Source organism: Pantoea sp. GL120224-02 (assembly GCF_900215395.1).
Lineage (GTDB): Bacteria > Pseudomonadota > Gammaproteobacteria > Enterobacterales > Enterobacteriaceae > Pantoea > Pantoea communis.
On sequence record NZ_OBEC01000004.1, the window covers coordinates 312741 to 338015 of the forward strand.

19 protein-coding genes are annotated in these 25275 nt (G+C 56.7%); 4 read left to right on the forward strand and 15 right to left on the reverse strand.

Annotation, left to right across the window (positions count from 1 at the left end; genetic code table 11):
• Positions 1–156: 156 nt before the first annotated feature.
• Positions 157–1260: a M20 peptidase aminoacylase family protein gene (locus CRO33_RS10510; protein ID WP_097118110.1), complete on the reverse strand. Its 1104-nt coding sequence runs from the start codon at positions 1258–1260 to the stop codon at positions 157–159.
• A gap of 238 nt (positions 1261–1498) precedes the next feature.
• Between CRO33_RS10510 and ftnA the strand changes: the two genes are divergently transcribed.
• Complete coding sequence (gene ftnA, locus CRO33_RS10515) at positions 1499–2008, forward strand: non-heme ferritin (protein WP_097118111.1); 510 nt, start codon at positions 1499–1501, stop codon at positions 2006–2008.
• Positions 2009–2178: 170 nt separating this feature from the next.
• Here the strand turns inward: ftnA and CRO33_RS10520 are convergent, their stop codons facing one another.
• From CRO33_RS10520 to CRO33_RS10570, 11 genes are all read right to left on the reverse strand, one after another.
• The gene (locus tag CRO33_RS10520; RefSeq protein ID WP_097118112.1) at positions 2179–5022 is read right to left on the reverse strand and encodes a sensor domain-containing protein; all 2844 of its coding nucleotides are present in this window, start codon (positions 5020–5022) and stop codon (positions 2179–2181) included.
• Positions 5023–5188: 166 nt separating this feature from the next.
• Entirely contained in the window at positions 5189–6307 is a 1119-nt protein-coding gene (locus CRO33_RS10525; RefSeq protein ID WP_097118113.1) for an MBL fold metallo-hydrolase, read from the reverse strand.
• The gene (locus CRO33_RS10530) at positions 6295–8037 is read right to left on the reverse strand and encodes an ABC transporter permease (protein ID WP_097118114.1); all 1743 of its coding nucleotides are present in this window, start codon (positions 8035–8037) and stop codon (positions 6295–6297) included. The genes CRO33_RS10525 and CRO33_RS10530 overlap by 13 nt, the downstream gene beginning before the upstream one ends.
• A 2-nt stretch (positions 8038–8039) precedes the next feature.
• The gene (locus CRO33_RS10535; RefSeq protein ID WP_097118115.1) at positions 8040–9029 is read right to left on the reverse strand and encodes an ABC transporter substrate-binding protein; all 990 of its coding nucleotides are present in this window, start codon (positions 9027–9029) and stop codon (positions 8040–8042) included.
• 24 nt (positions 9030–9053) lie between these two features.
• Positions 9054–10121: an ABC transporter ATP-binding protein gene (locus CRO33_RS10540; RefSeq protein ID WP_097118116.1), complete on the reverse strand. Its 1068-nt coding sequence runs from the start codon at positions 10119–10121 to the stop codon at positions 9054–9056.
• A gap of 122 nt (positions 10122–10243) precedes the next feature.
• Complete coding sequence (locus CRO33_RS10545; RefSeq protein WP_097118117.1) at positions 10244–11962, reverse strand: lysophospholipid acyltransferase family protein; 1719 nt, start codon at positions 11960–11962, stop codon at positions 10244–10246.
• A gap of 240 nt (positions 11963–12202) precedes the next feature.
• Positions 12203–12907: a proteasome-type protease gene (locus CRO33_RS10550; protein WP_097118118.1), complete on the reverse strand. Its 705-nt coding sequence runs from the start codon at positions 12905–12907 to the stop codon at positions 12203–12205.
• Positions 12908–12928: 21 nt separating this feature from the next.
• A complete protein-coding gene (locus CRO33_RS10555; protein ID WP_034828459.1) occupies positions 12929–13729 on the reverse strand; it encodes a transglutaminase family protein in 801 nt (266 codons plus the stop codon).
• Entirely contained in the window at positions 13726–14655 is a 930-nt protein-coding gene (locus CRO33_RS10560) for an alpha-E domain-containing protein (protein ID WP_097118119.1), read from the reverse strand. Before CRO33_RS10560 ends, CRO33_RS10555 begins: the two co-directional genes overlap by 4 nt.
• On the reverse strand, positions 14649–16088 hold the full coding sequence (locus CRO33_RS10565) for a circularly permuted type 2 ATP-grasp protein (protein WP_097118120.1): 1440 nt from the start codon (positions 16086–16088) through the stop codon (positions 14649–14651). The genes CRO33_RS10560 and CRO33_RS10565 overlap by 7 nt, the downstream gene beginning before the upstream one ends.
• Before the next feature lie 125 nt (positions 16089–16213).
• Positions 16214–16828, reverse strand: coding sequence for a cupin domain-containing protein (locus tag CRO33_RS10570; RefSeq protein WP_097118121.1), 615 nt, complete (start codon positions 16826–16828; stop codon positions 16214–16216).
• 253 nt (positions 16829–17081) lie between these two features.
• Between CRO33_RS10570 and CRO33_RS10575 the strand changes: the two genes are divergently transcribed.
• Positions 17082–17564: a YlaC family protein gene (locus CRO33_RS10575; RefSeq protein WP_097118122.1), complete on the forward strand. Its 483-nt coding sequence runs from the start codon at positions 17082–17084 to the stop codon at positions 17562–17564.
• A 166-nt stretch (positions 17565–17730) separates the two neighbouring features.
• On the opposite strand, the gene CRO33_RS10580 is transcribed toward CRO33_RS10575, so the two are convergent.
• From CRO33_RS10580 to CRO33_RS10590, 3 genes are all read right to left on the reverse strand, one after another.
• Positions 17731–19146, reverse strand: coding sequence for an aminotransferase-like domain-containing protein (locus tag CRO33_RS10580; RefSeq protein ID WP_097118123.1), 1416 nt, complete (start codon positions 19144–19146; stop codon positions 17731–17733).
• 108 nt (positions 19147–19254) lie between these two features.
• On the reverse strand, positions 19255–21345 hold the full coding sequence (locus tag CRO33_RS10585; protein WP_097118124.1) for a putative bifunctional diguanylate cyclase/phosphodiesterase: 2091 nt from the start codon (positions 21343–21345) through the stop codon (positions 19255–19257).
• Positions 21346–21504: 159 nt separating this feature from the next.
• Positions 21505–23607, reverse strand: a complete 2103-nt coding sequence (locus CRO33_RS10590) for a putative bifunctional diguanylate cyclase/phosphodiesterase (protein ID WP_097118125.1) — start codon at positions 23605–23607, stop codon at positions 21505–21507.
• A 547-nt stretch (positions 23608–24154) separates the two neighbouring features.
• Between CRO33_RS10590 and CRO33_RS10595 the strand changes: the two genes are divergently transcribed.
• Together CRO33_RS10595 and CRO33_RS10600 are read left to right on the forward strand one after the other, a co-directional pair.
• Positions 24155–24724, forward strand: coding sequence for a spore coat protein U domain-containing protein (locus tag CRO33_RS10595; protein ID WP_045814784.1), 570 nt, complete (start codon positions 24155–24157; stop codon positions 24722–24724).
• A gap of 22 nt (positions 24725–24746) precedes the next feature.
• On the forward strand, positions 24747–25262 hold the full coding sequence (locus tag CRO33_RS10600) for a Csu type fimbrial protein (protein WP_034828443.1): 516 nt from the start codon (positions 24747–24749) through the stop codon (positions 25260–25262).
• The last annotated feature ends 13 nt before the right edge of the window (positions 25263–25275 follow it).

Here is a 25275-nt window from a genome sequence, read left to right on the forward strand (position 1 = left end):
AGCAGGTGGGGAAATCGCGGGATGGAACCTGTGTACACCCTCGCCCTGCCGCTTTCCTGCAGGCGATAAGAAGAGACTGCTCGAGCGAGGCTTTCATTCAGGGTTACAGCCTCGCCCATTTGCGGGAGAGGCTGGGGTGTGGGAAACGACACACGACTAACCCAATATGCGCACCACTGCCGCCTTAAAGATCTTCACCCCAATCTCCAGCGAACTCAGTTCAAAACGCATATCAGGATGATGCAGTCCCGGCACCAGATTGGTACCCAGCCCCCAGAAACCGGCTTTCACCTGCGGTCTTTTCACCGGGTAGTAGAAGAAGTCTTCACTGCCTGGCGTGGATTTGGTGTCGAGCAGTCCTTCTTCCCCCAGTACATCGACGATCGCTGCCCGGATCACTGCCGTGGCTTCCTCGTGGATTTCTGCGGCGGGCATCTCTTTCAGTACCACCACTTCAGCGCTCGCACCCAATGCAGCCACGCTGTGCTGAATCGCCTGCGTCACTTTCTGTTTCAGCACCTCCATCGGTGCGTTCTCCTGCGAACGCAGATCCCACACCACGCGCGCCTCATCCGGCACGGAGTTGGTGACACCGGCATCACACAGGAAGCGGGTGGCTTTCACGCTCCATGTCAGACCCGGCGCCAGATGGATACTGTTCACCGCCTGTACCGCTTGTACTGCGGCATCCAGCGCATTGACACCCAAATGTGGGCGCGCGGCATGAGCAGGCACACCTTTAATTGTCGCTTCCAGCGTACTGCACGCCGAATAGAGCACGGCTGGCGTGGCTTGTCCGACATGGCACTCTTCCAGTGGACGCACATGGAAACCGAGGATCATCTCGACATCCTCCAGCGCACCGCCCTCAATCATCGATAACGCACCTGCACCGAGTTCTTCCGCAGGCTGGAACAGCAGCTTAAGCTTGCCGCGCTTGATCGCACCCTCTTTCAGCAACTCCTGTGCCGCCGTCAGCACCACCGAAGAGTGCCCATCGTGGCCGCAGGTATGGCGTGCACAGGCGACGCCGTTAATGATGTGGCCGAGTGCATCCATATCTGCACGTAGCGCCAGTACCGGACCCGGCACGCCGCTGTCAATTTCCGCCACGATGCCGGTGGTGTGATTAATGCCGCGCGTCACGCTGATGCCAGCCTGCTCAAGCTGGTCGGCGATATAGGCGGAAGTTTTGAATTCTTCGAATCCCAGTTCCGGGATTTCATGCAGGTAATGGTAATGATCTAATACGTTCGACACCGCTAAGCTCCTGACAAGTAAAGGCTCATCACAGCATCCGCCGATGTACGGCTATAATCAATCCAGGGTGAATGAAAATGAGTCAAACCTGAGAACTCTTCGCATTCAATAAATGAAATAATTCCATTTACAATCAATAAGATAATTTCAACTTTTTGCTGAAAAAGCCTTCACAAAAAAGTATAGATTGATGCATAATTCACCGTACTTCACCTGACAAATTAAAAAGGACTCAGCCATGTTAACTGCTGAAATGACCTCTCGCCTGAACGATCAACTGAACCTCGAATTCTTCTCTGCCAACCTGTATCTGCAGATGAGCGCATGGTGCAGCGACAAAGGTTTTGAAGGTGCTGCCGCTTTCCTGAAGATGCATTCTCGCGAAGAGATGGAACACATGCAGCGCCTGTTCGATTACGTTAGCGATGCCGGTTCTCTGCCGGTGCTGGGCAGCATTGCCGCCCCTGCCGTTAGCTGGAACTCACTGAATGACGTGCTGGAAGAAGCGCTGAAGCATGAGCAGCTGATCACGCAGCGCATCAACGACCTGGTACACACCGCGTTGATGTCTCAGGACTACTCAACCTTCAACTTCCTGCAGTGGTATGTGGCTGAGCAGCACGAAGAAGAGAAGCTGTTCAAAACCGTACTGGATAAACTGGCGCTGGTGGGCAACAAAGGCGAAGGCCTGTTCCTTGTGGACAAAGACCTGGGGCGCATGAACGTCGAAGGCCACGGCCAGTCATAATAAAGACGACACACAGCTGAAAACACCACGCCCGGCAATGTCGGGCGTTTTTTTATGCTGAAATCGTACGCTTAGATGGCGACGAGCGTACAAACGATCAGGAACATAGACTCAACCAGGGGCGCATCAATGCCCCCCTGCGTTGTCGCATCGCCATACATGGCGACCGCTTACTCCAGCTCTTTCAGACGCAGTTCTGAAGGCTGCGGGCGGCCAAAGAAATAGCCCTGGAACAAGGTACAACCCTCTTCACGCAGCTTGGCGAACTGCTCGCTGCTCTCCACCCCTTCGGCGGTGATCTGAATATCCAGACTGCGGCTCATGCCGGTGATCGCCCGGATAATCGCCAACGCTTCGCGACTGTCACCCATATCGTTGATAAACGACTTGTCGATTTTGATCTTGTCGAACGGGAAAGATCGCAGATAACTCAGCGATGAGTAGCCAGTGCCGAAATCATCCAGCGCAATCTGCACGCCAATCGCCTTCAGACTTTGCAGAGTGCGGATATTGCCCAGGGTGTCATCCAGCAGTACCGATTCCGTGATCTCCACCTCGAGGCGATGCGGGGCCAGCCCGGATTCGCGCAACGCGCCTTCCACCACCGACACCAGCGAGCTGTTCTTGAACTGCAGCGGCGACAGGTTCACCGACACCGACTGCTCGGTGCCCCAACTCTGCGCCTCGCGGCAGGCTTCATACAGTGCATAAGCGCCCAGCATGTGGATCAGTCCGGTCTCTTCAGCAATCGGGATGAAATCATTTGGCATGATCAAGCCCTTAACCGGATGGTGCCAGCGCATCAGCGCTTCATAACCAATGATTTCGTCCTCATTGGTGATCGGCTGATAGTAGAGTTTCAGCTGACGCCCGGTGATGGCCTCACGCAGATCGTTTTCAATCACGCGGCGACTGCGCGCCACATCATCCATTTCCATGGTGAAGTGTTCATAGCGGTTACGTCCGTTGCGTTTGGCTTCGTACAACGCCATATCCGCACAGCGCAGCATGTGCTCCGGCGTGTTGGTGACCTGTGACGTCAACGCAATGCCCACGCTCAGCCCAACGGAAAGATTGTGCCCTTCAACGTTGATCGGCGGACGGATCGCTTCGATAAGGCGTTGAGCCACCACCGCCGCTTCCTGCGCGTTATTGATATTCGGCAGCACGATAGCAAACTCATCGCCGCCAATACGTGCCAGCGTGTCGTGATCGCGCAGCACACTGCGCAAGCGTTTTGCCACCACGCGCAGCAGATCGTCTCCAATCTGATGGCCCAGCGCATCGTTAACGTTCTTGAAGTTATCAAGATCGAGGCACAGCGTGGCGCTCAACGCATGGTGATGATTATCCTGACGCAGCGCTTCACTCAGCTTCTGCCGGAACAGAATACGGTTTGGCAGGCTGGTAAGGTTATCGTGGTGCGCCATGTGGTGAATACGCGCATCGGCTTCACGCTGATCGGTAACGTCCTCAACAATCAGCATCACGTAGTTCTGACGCATATCTTTGCCACTGATGGTGGTGGCGCGGGTATGCAGAATACGATCACCGCCTGCGGTCAGCAGCAGCTGCTCGCGTGAATGGATGCCTTCGCTGCGCAGCGCGATATCCGCCAGGCTGTTGAAATAGTCGCTCAGCTCCGCCGACATACACTCGTGCGGACGCTTGTGCATAATCAAAGATTTACTGACGCCAAACAGCTGCTCGGCTTTGTCATTAACCATCAAAATTTCGCGGCTGATGGCGTCTTCCACAATCACGCAAGACGGAATGTTAGCGATGATGGTATCGAGGAAACCAGACATCTCAGACATCTTAGCGCTCTGCGCCTGCGCCAGATCCCGCGCGCGCAGTAGTTGCTGTTCATTCTCACGACGCTCGGTGACATCACGCGTGATTTTGGCGAAGCCGATCATCTTGCCATCTTCATTATGGATAGCATCGATCACCACATGCGCCCAGAACGCCGAGCCATCTTTACGATAGCGCCAGCCTTCATCTTCGAAGCGACCGGTTTTCAGCGCGATACCTAGGTTGGCTTCCGGCGTGTTGGCGATGCGCTCCTGCGAACCGTAAAACACTGAAAAATGCTGGCCGACAATCTCCTCGGAAAGATAGCCTTTGGCACGCTGTGCCCCGGCGTTCCAGTTCACTACACGGCCCTGCAAATCGAGCATATAAATCGCGTAATCGGTCACGCCTTCCACCAACAGACGGAAAGTTTTCTCGTACTCCTGCTGTTTGCGCTGCAGCTCACGCTGCTCGGTGCAGTCACGGGTGATTTTGGCGTAGCCAATCAGCTTGCCCGCATCATCACGGATGGCATCAATGATCACATGTGCCCAGAACGCGCTGCCATCTTTACGATAGCGCCAGCCTTCATCCTCAAAGCGCCCGGTTTTGAAAGCGGTGCTGAGGTTTTTCTCAGGGATATGATTTTTGCGGTCCTGCGCACTGTAGAAGCGTGAGAAGTTCTGACCAACAATCTCTTCGGCCACGTAACCTTTGGCACGCTGCGCGCCGGCATTCCAGTTTTCGACGTTACCGTCGAGATCAAGCATGTAGATGGCGTAGTCCGTTACGCCTTCAACTAATAAACGGAAACGTTGCTCCTGTTCCTGCTGTTTGCGCTGCTGTTCTTGCTGAACCGTGCAGTCGCGGGTGATTTTGGCAAAGCCCAGCAGTTCGCCGAAGTCGTCGCGAATCGCATCAATCACCACATGTGCCCAGAAGGCGCTGCCATCTTTACGATAACGCCAGCCTTCGGTTTCGAAGCGCCCCACCGCTGTCGCTATTGAAAGCCCGCGCTGCGGCGCACCGTTTTTACGATCTTCTTCGCTGTAAAACAGCGCAAAATTTTTGCCGACGATTTCGTCCGGCGTATAACCTTTGGCGCGTTGCGCTCCTGCATTCCAGTTGGCGACGGTGCCATCGGGTTTGAGCATGTAAATGGCATAATCCACCACGCTCTGCACCAGCAGCCGGTACATGACGTCAGAGTTATTATTCATTGTTGTTCGCCTATTGCTGGCCTGGTATTAATTGCTTCTTAAGAAAAATCTTAATTACCGTGGAGACTTAAACGCAAAAGCGCAGCGCTGACAAGCGTTAATCGTCCACAGACAAAAGTTGGTAGTCAGGTTATCGGCAATGGCGAAAAAACATTCAGAGGGATACTCAATATATTCTGCTACGTTGACGCTGCTCCTGGGGAAAACGCGGACTATCCAGATGGCATTGCAGGGGGAGATGCGCTTGCCAGCATAATGGCGCGCGTGTCGCTAAAATCGGGCACTCTGCCGCCGCAATAAAGGCCGGGATCACGCGCTGGGCAGCGGTTTTCTCAATTAACCATAGCTGATCGTCAAGCGGCGGATGGACGTTCCACGGCAGCCAGCGTGCCTGCTGCTCGGCCAGCAGCCGCGCAGCGCGTGTGCCGGGCGCAACGTGACTGCTGAAAATCAGCTTAAAGCCTGGCTGAGCACTGAGCTGCGCGGCTAAGCCGCTGTCGGCCACCGCATCGGCCGCCACAATGACATCTGCAGGCCGCCATTGTTCCGGCTGCGGCTGTTTCAACAAGCGCACCAATCCCAGCGCCGTGGTGGCGGGCAGTTTGTCCATCGCCAGCAGTTGCGCGACCTCACTGCGAATTTGCGGGCAGAGCTGAACCGCCAGCCCCCGTGCGGTGAGCTGTAAAGCCACTTCCGGACCGCGTCCGTGTTCCGGCACGGCAATCACCGCGCCGTGGGTGGCGGCCATCCCCAGTGCATCCATCTGATCGCACAAACGCTGCGTGCGATCGCCGTAGGACGCATCAGTGATCAACAGCTTAGCCTGCGGCGGGCAGTCAAACGGCAACAGCAGCGCTTCGCGGCTCCAGTCGCCCATATAGGTGATGCCACCGGCAATCGGCAGATGGAACCATACCGAACCCGGTGAATGGCCGCTGCGGCCGGTAAACAGATTTAACGGGCCAATGGCCGTTTGCCCGCGTAGCGGTAACAAACGTCGCGCATACATCGGCACCGCGACGTTAGCCAACTGCAACCAGGTTTGCTCGGTGGCGTAGACCGGCGGTGAGCCGATTTGCGCCCAGCAGTCGAGCGAGGCGGCGTGATCAATGTGCGAGTGGGTCAAACACAACGCATCAACCCGGCCAATGGCGCGGATATCCGGGCGCACGCCGGGTTGCGGACCGGCGCCGAGATCCCACAGCAGGCGATAGCCTTCCATCTCAACCAAAAAGGCCGCGGGCAGCTTGCCGCCCACACCGCTGATAACCGTTAAGCTTGCCATGGTAAAACCCCTTGCGGCAGGCGCCGCGCCAGCCGCGTTGCCAATCCCATCAGCAAACACACGACCAGAATCATTAGGCAGCCTACCGCGGCCGCCAGCGAGGCGGAGCCCCCTTCGTCGAGGAACACGATGGTGGGTCCGATGGTTTGGGTTTGCGAGGTGACCAGCAATACCGAAACCTGGATTTCATTCAGTGCGGTGAGGAACACCAGCACCGTGCCCGCCAGCGCAGAAGGCGCAGCCAGCGGCAGTAAAATATCGCGCATGCGGCGCATAAAGCTGGCACCGCACAAGCGTGCCGCCTCATCCAGCGCTGGTTCCAGTTGCGCGAAGCCTGCCAGGGTCGGGCGCAGCACCAGCGCAAGGAAGTTCGCCAGATACGCGGCGAGGATGATCCACACCGTGCCATACAGCGACACATTGATTATCGGCAGCGGCCGCAGGAAGAACAGCATCGCGGCGACACCGGTAACAATGCCCGGCAAGGCATAGGTGAGTTCACTGGCCAGCCACAGGCCGCGCACCAGTTTGGTCCGTCGCCAGCTGAGGAAATACGCCAGGAACAGCGCGGTGGACGTCAAAATCATCGCCGCCAGCGTGGTTAGCCCGAGGCTGGTCATAAAGGCGTGGCGCACCGCTGGGTAGCCCCATAGCGCGCTGCGGAAGTTCTCCAGGGTCAGCGTTTGCCAGGTGAGTGCCTGACCATATCCGCTGGTGAGTGCAGTGATCAGCAGCGCACTGACCGGCAGCAGCAGCGTCAGCACCATCCACAGCCAGGCGGTACCTTCAATCGCCATGCGCCCGCGCCCTAGCGTTTGCTGCCACAGGCGCGGCGCACCGTTGACGCGCACATCATGACGCCCACCGAGCCAGGCGCTGGCCGCCATACCCGCCAGCGTGATCACGGCAATCAGCAGCGCGTAAACGGCGGTATTGGGTAAGGCGCTCGGACCAATGCCGTTGAGCTGCTGATAGACCAGCGTGATCAGTGTCGGCACGCGGGCGGGAATACCCAGCATCGCCTGAATACCGAAGTTACCGGCAGCGGCGACAAAGGTCAGCGCGGCCCCGGCAAAGATCGCCGGACGCGCCAGCGGCAGAATGATGGTGAACAGCACGCGCATCCTGGACGCGCCGCTAATCTGTGCCGCTTCGACTAAATCGGCCGGTAAGCGACGTAAACCCGCGCGCACGGTGAGAAACACCAGTGGCGCGTTGTGTGTACCGAGCAGCAGCACGATGCCGCTCAGCGAATAGAGCGGCTGTTCGCCGGGCGCAAACCACGGCAAGCCGAGCGAACCAAACAGCAGCGCTAACGGGCTGGACGGTGCCAGCGCCTGCAGCCACGCCAGCGCCGTGACCTGCGGCGGAATCATCAGCGGCAGGATAAAGGCAAACACCCAGGCGGTTTTGGCGCGCAAATCGCTCAGCGCCACCAGCCAGGCGGCGGCGGCGCCGAGCAGCACCGAAATCAGGGTCGAGCTAAAGGCGATGAGCAACGTATTGCCACTGGCAATCAGCACGCGGTCGCTGGCTACCAAGCGCGTTAACCGAGCCATGTCCGGCACGCCCTGAGGAGCAATCGCCGTCCACACCAGTCGCAGCAGCGGCGCGACAGACAGCAAACCAATCAGCAGCACCATCAGCGCCAGGATCAGCTTTTCGCTGTTGAGACGCCAGCGTTGGCCGCCACGCGTCGCGTTACGCCATTCGTTGCTCACCACGCTCATGCTTAGCCGCCAAACATTGCGGTGAACTGATCGCGCACCGTGGCATCTTCCTTGATGGCTTTCGCCACGTCAGGGGTCAGCAGTTTGATTTTATTAATGGGCGTAAAGCCGGCCGGTGCAGAAACACGATCGTCCACCGGACGGTTACCCTGCTCGACCACCAGCTTCTGGCCTTGCTCAGACAGCATAAAGTTTACGAAGGCTTTAGCGGCGGGCAGGTTGTGCACCGACTTCATGATCGCTACCGGCTCCGTCACGTAAGAGACGCCCTCTTTCGGGTACACCAGATCGACTGGCGAGCCTTTTTTCTTCGCCAGAATCACGTCAGCATCAGTGATGATGCCGTACTTATCCAGTCCGCTGGCCACCGCTTTCAGCGCCGGGCCATTGCCGCCCTGCGGAGCCACACCAATCGCTGCCAGCTTCTTGTAGAAGTTCCATCCGATGGTTGGCGTGTTGATATCGGTGTGCAGCTTGTACAGCGCCGCACCAGAGTAGAGCGGGCTTGGCATGGCGATCTGACCTTTATTGGCCTCTACCGCTAGCGCGTTCCAGCTGTCAATCGGCTGTGCGTGCTGGGTGTTATAAGCAATCACCGTGGCGATGATTTTGGTGCCAAAGAAGCTTTTGTCTTTGTCGTAGAACGACGGATTGATGTGGCTCAGTGGCGCATCTTTGTAGCTGTAGAGCTGGTTCTGATTCTTCAACGCGCCAAGGTTGATGGCATCGGCAATCAGCAGCACATCTGGCTTAGCGCCACCGCTCATCATCTCGGTCTGCAATACGTTCATCAGCTGTGTGGTGCCGTTACGCGTCCACTCCACTTCGACTTTCGGGTACGCGGCTTTGAACGCGTCCACGGTTTGCTGCGCGATTTCCGGTGCCTGTGAGGTGTAAATCACCAGCTTGCCGGACGGGGCATCATCGGCGTGGCTGGTGGCGGCAAACACTAATCCACTGGCTAACATCAAAGCGTTAAAAGACGTGCGCATAGCAATTTCCCTAAGGTTTGAACGTTATGAAGGAAGAATCCAACCGTCGCGCAGCGCCACACCAAGGGTCGCGTCAACAACGGGTAAAGCGGCATCGGCCAGCTGCAGCGTGATGCTGTGGTCTGGTGCCTCGATGGGTGCAACATCAATTTGGTAATGGCTGCCGCGATAGATCACCCGCTGCACGCGTGCCGCAAACTGCGGTTCACCCGGTTCAGCGAGACGGAAATCCACCGCATGAAAACTGGCTTTGCCATGGGGCATCGGGCGTTGATCCGGTGCACAGCGCAAGGTGACGCGCAGACCGCACAACGTGGCGAGCGCTTTGCCCTCGCCGGTAGGTTCGATATCGCTGACCGGCAGCACTTTGCCGTCATCGATAAATCCCGCCACCATTGCATTCGCCGGTTCACGCCACAGGGTTTGCGGCGTGGCGAACTGCATCACGCGGCCGCTGTCCATCACGACAATGCGGTCGGCCAGCGCCATCGCTTCGTGCTGATCGTGGGTGATGTAGAGCAAGGTGGCGTGGCTGTGGCGATGGAAGCGTCGAAACTCCTCTTCCATGGTAGCGCGCAGGTGCACATCAAGGTTGGCCAATGGCTCATCGAGCAGCACCAGCATCGGTTTAGCGACCAGACAGCGGGCTAACGCCACACGCTGACGCTGTCCACCGGAAAGATCGGAAGGACGGCGCGAGGCAAAGTTTTCTAATCCCACCAGTTCCAGCGCCTGCTGCGTGCGGCTGTCACGCTCATGGCGCGCCACGCCGTTGACTTTCAGGCTATAGGCGACGTTTTCCGCCACCGTCATATGTGGCCACAGCGCATAGCTCTGGAACACCACGCCGAGCTGGCGATCTTCCGGCGGCAGGTGCACGCCCGGCGCAGCAAAGCAGCGCTCACCGACGTGGATTTCACCGGCATCAGCGGTTTCAAAGCCCGCCAGCAGACGTAATAAGGTGGTTTTGCCGCAGCCCGAAGGACCCAGAACGGCGATGAACTCTCCCTGCGCAATCTGCAGCGAGATATCCTGAAGTACCGGCTGGGCAGCAAAGGCTTTGCTTAACCCGCGAAGTATGATCGTTGCCATGTTTCTGGCCTTTATCTGACAGTCCGGCTAAAACCCTACGACAATCAGATGACGATCCCGTGACATCGATTTGACGTTTCCGTGCTCAAACAAAACGGGAGGCCCTAAAGCCTCCCTGCTACTTATTCGACGCTTTCAACCTGCAAATGCATGCCGATGTAGCGCTCATAGCGTGATGGCTTCACGCGTGACAGGTCCACCAGCACCAGCCCGTCAATACAGTTGTTGAAATCGGGATCGCTGCCGAAATCGATAAACTGCACCCCGCCCGGTTCACACACTTCCGAGTACTGCTTGTAGAGCGTGGGAATCGCGGTGCCGAGGTTCGCCAGCAGATGCTTCAGACGACGCAAGTCTTCCGCATAGTTATCACCGGTAAACTGCGCCAGCACCTCCGGCAGCGAGGCCGGATAAGGACGGCGCGATTTTGCCAGCGGCAATTCAGTCGGGAAGTACATGCGGTAGAACGCCACCAGCAGATCGCGCGCCGCCAGCGGCATACCGCCGGAGATCGACACCGGACCGAACAGGTAACGGGTCTCCGGGTATTTGGCGATATAGGCACCAATGCCCATCCACAGATAATCCAGGCCGCGTTTGCCCCAGTAGGCGGGCTGGATAAAGCTGCGACCCAGCTCCAGGCCCTGATTGATGATCGGCAACATGCGCTCGTCGTAGTGGAACAGGCTGTCGCTGTAGATGCCTTCCAGACCACGACGCTCCAGCTGCTCGGCACCCGGAATAAAGCGATAAGCGCCCACAATCTCCAGCGCGTCGTCATCCCACAGAATCAGGTGATAGTAATCGTCATCGTATTTATCGAGGTCACGGCGGCGACCGCTGCCCTCGCCCACCGCGCGGAAGGCGATTTCACGCAGGCGTCCGAGTTCACGCAGCAGCGGCACCCAGGTCGCGCCGTTACGACGCCACAGGTAAATCTGTTTGCCATCCGGCAGCGAGCCGAGACGCTCACTCTCCATCAGCGCTTTTTTCAGTTCGGCACGATCTTCCGGGCGCGCAATCGCCGCTTCAGTCTGGAACAGACCACGACGGCCCTGACCAATGCGATATAAGTGCTTGCGCAGCCGTTTCGCCAGCTCTTTGCCCGGCGTGTGGCCATCGTGCCAGTTGGCAAACGGGATCTGCTCGCCAATGTGCAGCTTGATGCGCGATCCACGCTGGCGGAACATCTCGCGCACCAGCATCAGCAGCGCCAGCGGTGAGGCGATTTTGGCGGCGGCATAGAACGCAAGGCTATTACGTCCGACGACGTGTGCCGGAACAATCGGCGCACGAGCACGGGCGGCCAGGCGCAGGAAGCTGTGATGCCAGCGGTTATCGCGCACACCACGGCTCGAAAGGCGCGACACTTCACCCGCCGGGAAGATAATCAGTGCGCCCTGATTGTCGAGATGCTGCTGCATGCGCGTCAGCTGTTCGCGACTGGTGCGGTTGCCCATGTTATCCACCGGCAACATCAGATTGTTGATCGGCTCCAGCATCATCAGCATGCGGTTTGCCACGATTTTCACATCACGACGCACCTGAGACACGGCCGCCAGCAGCGCCAGTCCGTCCAGCGCACCGAGCGGATGGTTGGCGACAATCACCACCGGACCGCTGGTCGGGATCTGCTCCAAATCGCGTTCACTTAATTCACAGCGCACATCCAGGTGCTCCAGTACTTGCTCGACCATATCCACCCCTTTCAGGTGGCGATAACGGTCAGCAAAAGATTGGAATTCATGTTCGCGAACCGCCCATTTCAACAGGCTTTTTTGCCAGTTCGCGGGGTGATGGCCTGGCCAGTAAGTATCGAGAAGCTGATCAACAGAAAACATCATTCACCTTTTGTGCGCAGAGGTTTATGGCACCGAAGTTAAACAGGCTTGTTTTCAGATTTATGACCAGTGAGAAAGCGAAACGGAAATAACGGGGGGAAACGCAGGGCGTTAGTCAGTAATGGCACCGCTAGCGAACCGTATAGAGGATTGTCGAGCCAGCGAGCGGCAGAAGCCGCCCCTGAAAAGACAACCACTTATCGATGGTGTGGCACCGCCCGATTCATCGTGCGTGAGCGGTTAAAGTTTTAACGGCGGCAATTGTGAGAACACGCTCAACAAGCCTTTGCTCCACAACTGACGAATCTGCGAAAAGTAAGGGTGCTGTTCGTTAATATGATGCTGTTCGTTATCTTTGAAGCTGTCGGTGTGATACACCATCACATCCAGCGGCAGGCCCACCGAAATATTACTCGCCAGCGTCGAGTCCATGGAAATCAGCGCACACTGCATCGCCTGGCTGAGCGGGGTCTCATAACGCAATACGCGATCAATAATCGGCTTGCCGTACTTGCTTTCACCAATCTGGAAATAAGGCGTATCCACGCTGGCTTCAATGAAGTTGCCCTGCGGATAGATCTGGAACAGGCGCGGCTCTTCACCACGAATCTGCCCCCCTAATAGCAGCGTGCCACCAAACTCTTCGCCATCACGTTTGATCACTTCACGCAGGGTTTCCCCCACCAGCAGCGCAATGTCATACAGCGAGCGCCCATTCAGCAGATTGGGCTGGTCGCTGTCGTGGTTATTACGCCGTAGCAAACTCATCACGCTTTGCGTGGTCGCCAGATTACCGGCGCTTTGCAGCACCAGCGTGCGTTCATCATCCACCTGAAACACATGTAATTTACGGAACGAGGAAATATGATCGACGCCCGCGTTGGTGCGTGAATCCGATACAAAAATCATCCCTGACGATAAACGCATTGCCACACAATAAGTCATAGTCACGCCTGCAAAAAAATATCACTGCTGCGCATGCACCTGCTGCACCGCGGCCATCGCCAGCATATCCTCACCGCCGCCGCCCAGCCGCATACCGCGCACCGGACAAGCATCGAGATAATCCACACCCACCGCCAGACGTAAATGCTGGCGCGTACTGCGCGTATTGTTGGTGATATCAAAGCTGTGCCAACTGCCATCCAGCCAGGCTTCAACCCAGGCGTGAGTAGCAACGTGTTCTACATTGTCCGTATAAAGATAGCCGCTGACATAGCGCGCCGGGATCCCGAGACTGCGACAACAAGCCAGAAACACATGGCTGTGATCCTGGCAAACGCCGCTGCCCGCCGCAAATACTTTCGCTGCGGTATCACTCACCTGGGTGCTGCCTGGCTGGTACGGCATTTTTAACAGCAGCTCATCCATCAGTTTTTCCAGGCTGGCGAGCGGTTTTTCCGCGTGCCAGTAGCGCTGTGCGAAATCGCGTATCGCCGCATCGGGCAAGGTTAATGGCGTGGCGCGCAGAAACACCAATGGCGAAAGGATCGATTCAGGGTCGGGGGAATACTCCCCTTCATCCAGAATTTCCACCACCCCGCGCGCGGCAATCTCCAGTTGCTGGTGTGGCGTATCCAGCGTCAGCACATGCAACACGTTGCCGTAAGCATCCAGGGTGCGCGTGGCTTCGCACGGTAAATCGAGATCCCATGACAGAATCTGCTGGTGCACCGAGTTTTGCGGCGTCAGGCGCAGATACTGGGTGCTGAGTTTGACCTGATGCTCATAGGCATACCAGGTTTTGTGCTCGATGTTCAGTCTCATTTCGCCTCCAGGTAGGTCTGATTGATGCTTTCTGCCAGCGCATTGGTCTGCGTGAGAAAGTGATTAAGCCACCTGTACAACCCGTCACGCGTCAAACTCTCCCAGGTGCTGAAGCGCATTTCGGCTAACAGCACCGTCACCAGATAGCGTGGACGATCCTCACCGCTGCTGCCGATCTGTTCCAGCTGGTTGGCGATCTCCTCAATGCAGGAGTGCAGCGAACGCGGGCTTTCGTTACGCAGGATCAGCATCTCATTCACCAGATCCGGCATCAGCTGCTGCTTAAAGATCGCGTTATAGGCTTCACGCGCCGACACCGCACGCAGCAAGGTATCGAGGCAGTAGTATTCCCGCACCGAATCGGGGTTTTGCTCCAGCAGTTGCTGGTTGACGCTCAACAAACGCGCGGTGCCGTCGCTGCGCTCCATCAGCGTGCCGATGCGGATAAAGCACATCGCATCGCCGCGCAGCAAGGTGCCGAACATCGCGCCACGAAACAGGTGGGAGCGCTCTTTAACCCAGTCGAAAAAGCTGTCGGCGTTGGCGCTGGTGATGCCGCGTCGCCGCATGTTACGCATCTCAATCCACGTTGAGTTGATGCTCTCCCACACCTCGGACGACAAACTGCCGCGCACCGCGTGCGCATTGTTCCAAGCCTCCTGCCAGCAGCTAAAAATACTGCTAGGGTTGCGATCGTCGAGGGCGAAAAAGTTAAACAGCTGCGGCATGGTGAAACGCCCGTTCAGGGTTTCAAACAGCTGGCGCGTGCCGGTGAGATTGAGCGGCAACAACAGCTCATCGGTTTGGCTGTTACGCACCGGCATCAGCGAAAGCCGGTTGGTGACATCCAGCACCCGGGCAAGTTGTTCTGCGCGCTCCAGATAGCGCGCCATCCAATAGAGGCCACTGGCCGTGCGGCTTAGCATGATGCGTCATCCTCCAGAACCCAGGTGTCCTTGGTGCCACCGCCCTGCGATGAGTTCACCACCAGCGAACCTTCGGTCAGCGCCACGCGGGTTAAGCCACCCGGCACTAAACGAATATCCGCACCGCATAAGGCAAATGGACGCAAATCGATATGACGCGGCGCCAGGCCGTTGTCGATAAACGTCGGGCAGGTGGAGAGCGAGAGCGTGTCCTGCGCGATATAGTTTTCCGGGCGTGCTTTCAAACGATCGCGAAAATCACTCAGCTCCTGCTGGCTGGCCACCGGGCCAATCAACATGCCGTAACCGCCAGCGCCGTGTACCTCTTTCACCACCATTTTGCTGAGATTGGCGAGGACGTAAGTCAGATCCTGCGGCTTACGGCACTGCCAGGTCGGCACGTTGTTGAGGATCGGATCTTCATCCAGATAGAAGCGGATCATGTCGGGCACATAGGGATAGATCGATTTGTCATCGGCCACGCCAGTTCCAATGGCATTGGCCAACACCACGTTACCGGATCGATACACCGACAGCAGGCCCGGCACGCCGAGCATCGAATCGGGACGGAACGCCAGCGGATCGAGGAACGCATCATCAATACGGCGATAGATCACATCGACTTTGCACGGCCCGGCGGTGGTGCGCATCATCACCGCACCGTCTTTGACAAACAGATCGGCACTTTCCACCAGCTCAACGCCCATCTGCTGCGCAAGGAAACTGTGTTCGAAGTAGGCGCTGTTGAAGCGGCCCGGCGTCAGCACCACGACCACCGGATCGTTGACCGGTGAGCTTTCGCGCAGGGTTTGCAGCAGGTGTGAAGGATAGCGTTCTACCGGCGCAATATGCTGCTCGACGAACAGTTCCGGGTAGAGGCGCATCATCATCTTGCGGTTCTCCAGCATGTAGGAGACACCAGAAGGCGTGCGCAGATTGTCCTCCAGTACGTAGTACTCGCCGTCGTTGTTGCGCACCATATCGACACCGGTGATGTGCGCATAGATGTTGCGGTGCAGATCGACACCTTGCATGCAGGGCTGATATTGATCGTTTACCAGCACCTGCTCGGCAGGCACGATCCCCGCCTTGAGGATGTGTTGTTGATGGTAGATATCATGCAGGAAGGCATTCAGGGCTTGCACGCGCTGGCGGATGCCGCGATCGAGCATCGCCCACTCACTGGCCGGAATAATACGCGGCACGCTATCGAACGGGATGAGCCGCTCCGCGCCGCCGTCTTCACCATAGACGTTGAAGGTGATGCCCACGCGATGAAACAGCAGTTCCGCTTCTTCGCGTTTCCGCGCCACAGCCTCTTTGTCCGCCTGTTGTAACCACTCCCAGTAATGCTGATAGTGCGCACGGTGTTCGCCGTTGCTCAATAACATCTCATCATAGAAGTGTGACGCTATCTGGTAGCTTTCTTTCATGATTTACCCGGCGCTTGTCAGAGGACCTGGATCCTCTCCTGCACAAAGTGTGCCAGAGGCTCACGCCCCAAACGGCACACGCACCCCGATAGTGGAGCAGCGCCGAATAACACTCAGATTGCACCTTACTGGTGCATTAGCTGCTGCGCAATTGGCAGCCAGATATCCGTCATCGCTCCATCGCCCCCCGTGAAAGGATCGCGCTGCGGCAAAGGTACGCGCGCGATCTGAACTTTCGCCGCGCGTAAACGAGAAGGTTCATCACGCACGGTTTCCGGGGACATTCCTTCAGGATAGGCGCCAACGGCGAAAAAATCGTCTGAGGCGAACACCTGTTTATGGCCGACACCGGCGGGGATCAGCACCGCATCACCCTCACGTAGCGTCACCATACGGCCGCTATCGCCGCCAAACAGCACTTCCGCCCAGCCCGACGCGACGCCCAGAATTTCATGGGTGTTGGGATGGTAATGGGTGTAAGGGAAGATTGGCGCGCGCCACGCGGCCGGCCAGCCGTTAGCCGTGAAGGTTTTTTCAAACCATTCGGCGCTGTTGCTTTGCAGCTCCTCATCATAGTCAGGCGCAATGCCGGGCCAGATGATCAGCGGCAGTAGATTGTTCGGGATGCCGCCCGAGGGCACCGACAGCATCAGATGCTGCGGATTATTTGATGAACCTGCAGAAAAGGTACCGGCGGCGAAAGACATCAGTAACAGCAGGCTGGAAGTGTTGGCAGTCATACTCTTTCTCCGGGAAGCCACATTGCTTAATTGTGGCAAACCCCGACGGCATTGCAATGTGCGCCCGCCGACAAAATTCACATAACAGAATGATTTACCTTACTAAAGCCAAATTACCTGGCAACATATTTAACATTTTGTGGGACCGGAAAAGCCGCCAATAAACTGTTATAAAAAAACACCTCAATTCTGTATCTGATTCGCTTCACTGTTATGTGATTAACTGGCAGGCAGTAACATTCAGAGGTGAACTATGGAAGCGATCAAACAAATTCTGCTCGATGAAATCGCCACGCTTAACCGTGAAGGCCAGCGCGATAATCTGCCACGCTTTAGCTTATCATTCCTTAAAACCCATCCGGGGCTGTGGGCGATCATGTATCTGTGTTACGCGCTGTGCGTGGCGCTGATCTTCTCCACCGACATGCTTGGCTGGCCCGCGTTCTGGTTCGCCACCGCCTTTGTATTGGTGATGAGCTTCCTGATGCTGATGGATATCAACCCCAAATACCGCTTTGAGGATATCGACACGCTGGATCTGCGCGTGTGCTACAACGGTGAGTGGTATTATGTGCAGCCAGTTTCACAGCAAGCGCTGGATAAAATCGTGGAAAATCCCGGCACGCCCGACCGCGTGCGCAGCGGCATCGATCGCCTGATGAAGCAGAAAGGTGAGGTGGATTTTTATGATGTTTATTACCTGACATGGGGCAATAAGCAGGCAGCAACTATCTGATGAATATCGTCTTGCACGAGATGCAAGGCAGCACAGGCTCCAAAAATCTGACGCGATGTTGTCAGGTTGCCCTGCAGGTACAAACGGCACATCGAATTCAGACTGACCACATTGGTCATCCTTTGTGGTCAGTCGTCTCGGGGGCCAACATTTTGCGGCAGAGCCGTTAAGCCGACGCCAACTGAGCAATCAATTTCCCTAACGTCTCCACCGCCGCCTCGGCGCGCGCATCCCACGGCCAGGCGGTGTTGAAGCGGAAACAGTGGCTGAACCCTTCACTGCCCGAGAACAGCTGACCGGGCGCGATACTGATGCCCTCTTTTAACGCCAGATGATACAGCTGCGTGGTGTTGATCTGCTGCGGCAGCGCAATCCACAAGAAATAGCCGCCTGGCGTATCACTGATCTGCGCGTCAACAGGCAGCACACGACGTAAAGCCTGCTGCGCCAGCTGCTTACGTTTTGCCAGCGTCTGGCGCAACTTCTTTAAGTGCGTGTCGTAACTACGGGTGCTGAGGAAGTCGGCCAATGCCAGCTGCATCGGCGCGCTGGTGGAGAGTGTGCTCATGAGCTGAATACGCTGTACGCGCTGTGCATAGCGCCCGGCTGCCACCCAACCGACGCGAAATCCCGCTACCAGATTCTTCGAAAAGCTGCCGCAATGCAGCACATTCCCCTCGCGATCAAAAGCTTTGGCGGGCAAAGGCTTGTCGTGGCCGCAGTAGAGATCGCTGTAAACGTCATCCTCAATCATCGCGACCTGGTAGCGTGCCAGCAACGCAACCAATTCCTGTTTACCCTCAACGCTCAGAGTAAAGCCGAGCGGGTTTTGTCGGTTGGTCATCAGCCAGCAGGCTTTGACCGGCCAGCGTTGCAATGCCTGCTCCAGCTCGTAGAGATCGATGCCCTGCTCAACATCGCTGGCGATGGCAATCGCATTCAGTTTCAGGCGCTCAATCACCTGCAAGGCACCGTAGAAAGAAGGATTTTCAATCACCACCCAATCACCGGGTTCGGTCACCGCTTGCAGGCTGAGGTTGAGCGCTTCCATCGCGCCGTTGGTGATGACGATATCGTCCGGCGACAAGGTGATGCCCTGCTGGGCATAACGTTGCGCCAGAATTTTCCGCAGCGCTTCGTTGCCGGGCGGCAGGTTATTCAAGGCATCACTGGGTTTCAGATTGTGCGAGACTTTGACCAGCGAGCGCATCAACTGACGCTGCGGAAAGAGTTCGGGATCGGGAAAGGCAGAGCCAAACGGCATGATGCCAGGGTCACGCGTGGCTTGCAGCACATCAAACACGAAGCTGTTGGTGTCCGCCTGCTCGGTTTTGGCAATCGCCTGTGTCGGCAAACGTGGGCGGCTTTCGGCAGCACGAGGCGCAACGTAGTATCCGGATTGCGGTTTTGACAGGATCCAGCCCTGGCTTTCCAGCACTTCATAGGCGTGCATCACCGTCATCAGGCTAAGGCCGCTCTGCTCCGCCTGCTGACGTAATGACGGCAGCTTTTCGCCCGGCGGCCAGATGCGCGCTTCGATCTGCTTACGAAGTTGATCGACCAACTGCTGATATTTCGCCACCCTGGCTCCGATATGGGAAATGAGTGCGGCTATTTTCCCTCACCCTGGCCCCTTCCCGCAAGCGCGAGAGGGGATGGTTGGGATGAGACCATCACCGCACACATGCCCTTACGGCAGCTGCACCAGCTGCTGCTCATTTTCGACAAAGTTCGGCAGTTCGTGGATGCGTTCCGGCGGCACCGGTTTGCCCAGCAAATACCCCTGCAAGGTATCGCAACCCAGGCCGGTGAGGAACGCTTGTTGATCCTGCGTTTCCACCCCTTCCGCCACCACTTTGAGATCCAGTGACTGCGCCAGTGCCACAATGGCGGAAACGATGGTGGCATCTTCCGATTTTGCCTGCAGTTCATTGACGAACGCGCGGTCGATCTTCAACTCACTGGCGGGCAAACGTTTGAGATACAGCAGGCTGGAGTAACCGGTGCCGAAATCATCGATCGAGGCTTTCACGCCCATATCCGTCAGTTGCGTCATGATACGCACACTCTCTTCCGGATCACGCATCGCCGTGGTTTCCGTCACTTCCAGCGTCAGCAATTCGGCCGGGATCTGATGCTTCGCCAGCGCCTGCGTCACGGTTTCCACCAGGTTGCTCTGCTCAAACTGCAGCGCGGAGAGATTCACCGCGACCGACCAGTGTGGATGGCCCTGCAGATGCCAGCAGTGCAATTGACGGCAGGCTTCGTTAATCACCCAGTTACCGATGTTGATGATCATGCCGGTCTTCTCGGCAATCGGCAGGAATTTGTCCGGTGCCAGCAAACCGCGTGTCGGATGCTCCCAACGTAACAGGGCTTCAAAGCCGAGAATCGGGCCGCTCGGCGCACAGTATTTTGGCTGATAGAATAGACGTAACTCTTCGTTATCCAGCGCTTGCCACAGATCGTTATTCAGCTGTAGCTGCGACTGCGCGAGGGTATTCATCGACGGCTGGAAGAAGTTGTAGCCGTTACGACCATTGTTTTTGGTGTGATACATCGCCGCATCGGCGTTAAACATCAGCTCGCGATCATCTTGACCGTCGCCGGGATAGACCGCGATGCCGATACTCAGTGACACCACCAGCTCATAGCGTGAAATATCAAACGGGCGATCGACCGCTTTCACCAATGCATCCGCTACCGCTGCGGCGTCATTGGGCTCATCGATTTCGATCAGCAGCACGAACTCGTCACCGCCCATACGTGCCAGCGTGTAGTGCCCTTTCATCTGACTGATCATGCGCTCGGCCACGGCAATCAGCAGGTTGTCACCCACATGGTGACCAAAGGCGTCATTGACCGCTTTGAAGCCATCCAGATCCATAAACATCAGCGCAAACTGCGACTTCTCGCGATTGGCTTTGTTGATGGATTGCTCCAGACGATCTTCCAGCAAAATACGGTTTGGCAGGCGTGTCAGGTTATCGTGCAGAGCCAGTTGCGCCAGCTCGCGGTTGGCTTCCGCCAGCGAGTGCGCAAGGATGGAGGTGCGTGCTTGCAGGCGTGCATCCAGCATCGAAACCAGCAACGTAATGCCGAGGATCGCCAGCGTCACCACGGTGACCACAATCGCCAGCCAGTTGCTGTTAACGCCCATGTGCGTGGCATGACTCATCATCGGGAAGCTGGCCGCGGCCATACCGGTGTAGTGCATGCCAGCAATGGCGCAGCCCATTACCACCGAAGCACCGAGACGCAGAATGTTCACGCGACCATGTCCTTCGCGCAGGTTAAAGGCCAGCCACAGGGCCGCCCCCGATGCCACCAGCGCAATCACCACTGAAGCGGCGACCCAGCCCCAATTCCAGACGATGCCCGGCGCAAACATCAGCGCGGCCATGCCCATGTAGTGCATGGCGACCACGCCGGAACCGAGCACCAAAGCCCCGCCCGTTAAGCGCCGCCAGGATAAATCATGCGATGAGCACACCAGCCACAAGGCAAAAATTGATGCCAGGATTGCCACTGCCATCGACGTCGCCGTCAGCAGCGGATCGTAGCTCATCACCATATCCAGGCTCATCGACAGCATGCCGATGAAATGCATCGCCCAGACGCCTACGCCCATGGCGAATCCACCGCCTAATAACCAAACCAGCGCCACCTTGCCAGTTGAAGAAGCCACGCGTCCCGCCATATCCAGCGCGGTAAACGAGGCCAGCATCGCCACCAGAATGGAAACGATGACGGTAAACGAATCGTACGAAGTCACTAACATAGTGATTTCCCAAGTTAAAGCCGTTATCAATCAGCTGTGGTGTTATGAAAAAAAGTCAAGGCTATAGGTTTTATGGTGTGTTTTATCGGCAGGAACACTGCCGATTTGAGTCTTTGAACGATGAAACCTTCCGATGCGGAAGAAAATAAAAATGATTTATCAGGCGCTGGTTAAGGGCAGCGGGTGCTCAGCAAACAGTGGCGGTGCATTAAACACAGCGGTAAATTCACCGATACGCTCCGCCGGTGTTGGCTTGCCCAGCAGATAGCCCTGCAGCGTGTCAAAACCGAGCCCGGTCAGCAGACGCTGCTGTTCTTCGGTTTCTACCCCTTCGGCCACCATGCGCAGATTGAGACTTTGTGCCAGCGTCAGCATCGCGCTCACGACGGTGGCGTCCTCGCTGTCGGCACGCAGGCTGTTAATAAAGGCGCGGTCGATTTTCAGTTCGGTGGCTTCCAGATGTTTCAGATGCAGTAAATTGGCATAGCCGATACCGAAGTTATCGATCGCCACTTTCACGCCGAGCTGATGCAATTCTGCAATGCGCTGCTGGCTGAACTGCGGGTCGCGCATCGCGATATTCTCGGTAATCTCCAGCATCAGCGCCCCCTCCGGCAGCTGATAGCGCAGCAGTGCATGACGCAAGCTGTCGATGAGATCGCGCTGATGGAATTGCAACGCCGAAAGGTTAACTGACACGCTCCAGTCGCGGTTGCCTTCATCGTGCCACTGTTTTAACTGACGGCACGCTTCGTTGATCACCCAATTGCCCAGCGCCACGATTTGCCCGGTTTTCTCCGCACGCGGCAGGAACATATCCGGCATCAGTAATCCGCGACGCGGATGTTGCCAGCGCAGCAGCGCTTCGAAGCCCATGAGCACCGTGCCGCCTGCGCGGAATTTTGGCTGATAAAACAGGCACATTTCCTGGTATTCCAGCGCATTCCACAGGTCATTCGCCAGCGCCAGCTGATGCTGTGCCACGGCGCTCATCATCGGTTCAAACAGACACCAGCCGTTTCGGCCGCTGTGTTTGGTGTGATACATGGCGGAGTCGGCGTTGAACATCATCTCCTGCTGGCTACGACCGTGCTGCGGGAACACCACGATGCCGATACTCAACGACACCCGCAGTGAATAACGATCCAGTTCAAACGGCGCATCAATCGCATTCACCAGCTGCTGCGCCAGCGCCGAGGCTTGTAAATCATTGTATTGTGGACACAGCAGCACAAACTCATCGCCCCCCAGTCGCGCCAGCAGCACGCCCTCGCCCAGCTGCACGCGCAGACGTTCGGCGACCGCGATAAGCAGGCGATCGCCCACGTGATGGCCCCAGGTATCGTTGACGGCTTTGAAGCCATCGAGATCCATAAACATCAGCGCAAAAGTCTCATCCTGCAACGTGGCTTGCTTGATCTGCGCCGTCAATTGCTGCTCCAGCAGCACGCGGTTGGGAAGCGAGGTGAGATTGTCATGCAACGCCAGCTGGCGCAGTTCACTGTTGGCACGCTTGAGCTTGGCCGCCAGACGCGCCGCGCGTAGCTGAGCGTCCAGCATCGAAACCAGCAGCGTGACGCCGAGAATGGACAGCGTGATAATGGTCACCCATACCGCCAGTCCATCCTCACTGATGCCATGATGTTGCTGCATGGTGCTTGGCACGCTGTACTCCGCTGCCGCCATGCCGGTGTAGTGCATTCCGGCGATGGCAATACCCATCACCAGTGCCGCGCAGACGCGCATGATCCACACGCTCTCGCCCTGACGCAGATGAAACGCCAGCCACAGTGCTGCCCCCGAGGCGGCATAGGCAATCACCACGGAGAGTGCGACCAACGGCATGTCCCAGCGAATCGCCGGTTCAATCATCAGGGCATTCATGCCAATGTAATGCATTGCCACCACGCCGCTGCCGAGTATCAGGGTGCCACTTAACAGCCGACGTGGGGTCAGATCGCTGCCCTGAACACCCTGGGCGAAGGCGAAGATGGCAGTGAGGATCGCCACCAGCAGGGAAACCGTGGTGAGGGTAATGTCATAACGCATGGTCATCGGCATCATCATCGCCAGCATGCCAATGAAGTGCATCGCCCAGATGCCAATGCCCATCGCGGTGCCACCGCCAATCAGCCACATTTTCGCCAGGTAGCCGCGTGATATCGCGACGCGTCCTGCCGTATCCAGTGCGGTAAACGCAGCAATGAAGGCCACGATTAATGAAACCGTGACCAGAACGCTATCCCAGGTAACCAGCAGCATGTGCGCTCCTAAACTCAGCCCGCTGCGGAGCAGGTGCTGTATCGTCAAAAAAGTTCAAAGAGTTCGAAACATTGATTAAGGGTGAGTAATGACCGCACGCAGTGAGGCAGAGGGGGGAGCCGATCCAGATAATTCTGGAAACACCACGCTATGTTTTTTGTTTTTCATCATCCGTCGCAGTCAGAAAAATTAATAATATCTGATTAATGCACGAACATAACATTGAACGATTAATCGCGGTAGAGGGTGAAATCACTCGCTGTTTAGTTTTTTTAACCGGTTGTCACTCCTTGCGATTACTGCATTATCGGCGAAAATTGTGAATTGATTAATGAAAAATCTAACCGCAACGCTCCCAGTGTTGATTTGCTGATCTATAGTAAAGAAAACTGATATAAATCATAAACCCTCCATCTAAGAATATTCCTAGATGTCGGGCACTTACGCAGTAAAGTCGATCGTGGCTCTTGTTTGACTTCGGATTCGTTACATAAATGAATCACCAGGTGAAAAAGCACTGACTACGGATAATCAGTAAGGAATGATTATGAAACTCAAGCTTTTTCTTTTGGCGTCCAGCCTGAGCGTAGTGCTCGCCCCTCATGCGGCTTTTGCCGCCACCACAACGGGAACCATTAATGCGACCCTGACCCTGACCACCGGCTGTCTGGTGAATGGTCAGTCTGCCACCACAGGCGTCAACTTCGGTACCCTGAACTTTGGTAGCAGCGCCGCAACCTTCGATACCCTGAATGCCACGTTGGTCGGCGCATCAGGCAACGGTATCTATGTTCGCTGCACTACCGGCCAGACTTTCAACGTGCAGGTCACCAGCAGTAACGCCGCGCCAGCGACCATTTATGGCACCGTCAGCGGCCAGCCGCGCTATCTGATCCTCGGTTCCAATAACACCCAAGGCATTGCCTATACCCTGTATAGCGATGCGGCATTCACCACCGCCATCGCCAATAACACCAACATTGCCGCCAGCGGCACCACGGACCCGACCTTAGGCACTAACTACGCCATTTATGGTCGTGTGGTGGGCGGCGGGTTTAACCCACTGATTCCGGCAGGGACTTATACCGACACCATTAACGTTGCGGTGAACTACTGAGGTCAGTTGTGGGGTAATCAGGGTGGCCGTGGTGCAGCGTTGGGTGCACATTGCAGGCGGCCTCGCCCTGCTGATAGGGAGCGTCTCTGCCTGGGGGTTGCCAACCGCAACCTTTCAGGTCTCTGCATCAGTAGTGGCAGGCTGTGTTGTCTCCGGTACCAATACCGGGGTCTTTGGCACGCTTAATTTCGGTACGCAATCTGGCGTATCGTCCAGCAGCGTGAGCGCCAGCTATGTGCAAAGCACCACCATCATTCTCGCCTGCACGCCAGGCACCGCCGTTAGCATGAGCATTAATGGCGGCGCCAATTACTCTACTACCCGCAATCTCAAGGTGTCGGGTAACACCAATACCGTGCCCTATTCCCTTTACACCAACGCGGCACACACCACGGCTATCCCAGTGAATAGCGCCGTGGCGCTGAGTTACAGCAACGCCAATAACATTACTTTGCCGATTTATGGCCTGTTAACGCTGCCCGGCCCCACGCGCGCCGGCACTTATACCGACACCTTAACCGTTACGCTTAGCTGGTGACGGCAGTGATAAA

Coding starts and splice junctions, on each gene's coding strand:
- ftnA (WP_097118111.1), top strand. CDS start 1,499: ATGTTAACTGCTGAAATGACCTCTCGCCTGAACGATCAACTGAACCTC.
- CRO33_RS10520 (WP_097118112.1), bottom strand. CDS start 5,022: ATGAATAATAACTCTGACGTCATGTACCGGCTGCTGGTGCAGAGCGTG.
- CRO33_RS10525 (WP_097118113.1), bottom strand. CDS start 6,307: ATGGCAAGCTTAACGGTTATCAGCGGTGTGGGCGGCAAGCTGCCCGCG.
- CRO33_RS10530 (WP_097118114.1), bottom strand. CDS start 8,037: ATGAGCGTGGTGAGCAACGAATGGCGTAACGCGACGCGTGGCGGCCAA.
- CRO33_RS10535 (WP_097118115.1), bottom strand. CDS start 9,029: ATGCGCACGTCTTTTAACGCTTTGATGTTAGCCAGTGGATTAGTGTTT.
- CRO33_RS10540 (WP_097118116.1), bottom strand. CDS start 10,121: ATGGCAACGATCATACTTCGCGGGTTAAGCAAAGCCTTTGCTGCCCAG.
- CRO33_RS10545 (WP_097118117.1), bottom strand. CDS start 11,962: ATGTTTTCTGTTGATCAGCTTCTCGATACTTACTGGCCAGGCCATCAC.
- CRO33_RS10550 (WP_097118118.1), bottom strand. CDS start 12,907: ATGACTTATTGTGTGGCAATGCGTTTATCGTCAGGGATGATTTTTGTA.
- CRO33_RS10555 (WP_034828459.1), bottom strand. CDS start 13,729: ATGAGACTGAACATCGAGCACAAAACCTGGTATGCCTATGAGCATCAG.
- CRO33_RS10560 (WP_097118119.1), bottom strand. CDS start 14,655: ATGCTAAGCCGCACGGCCAGTGGCCTCTATTGGATGGCGCGCTATCTG.
- CRO33_RS10565 (WP_097118120.1), bottom strand. CDS start 16,088: ATGAAAGAAAGCTACCAGATAGCGTCACACTTCTATGATGAGATGTTA.
- CRO33_RS10570 (WP_097118121.1), bottom strand. CDS start 16,828: ATGACTGCCAACACTTCCAGCCTGCTGTTACTGATGTCTTTCGCCGCC.
- CRO33_RS10575 (WP_097118122.1), top strand. CDS start 17,082: ATGGAAGCGATCAAACAAATTCTGCTCGATGAAATCGCCACGCTTAAC.
- CRO33_RS10585 (WP_097118124.1), bottom strand. CDS start 21,345: ATGTTAGTGACTTCGTACGATTCGTTTACCGTCATCGTTTCCATTCTG.
- CRO33_RS10590 (WP_097118125.1), bottom strand. CDS start 23,607: ATGCTGCTGGTTACCTGGGATAGCGTTCTGGTCACGGTTTCATTAATC.
- CRO33_RS10595 (WP_045814784.1), top strand. CDS start 24,155: ATGAAACTCAAGCTTTTTCTTTTGGCGTCCAGCCTGAGCGTAGTGCTC.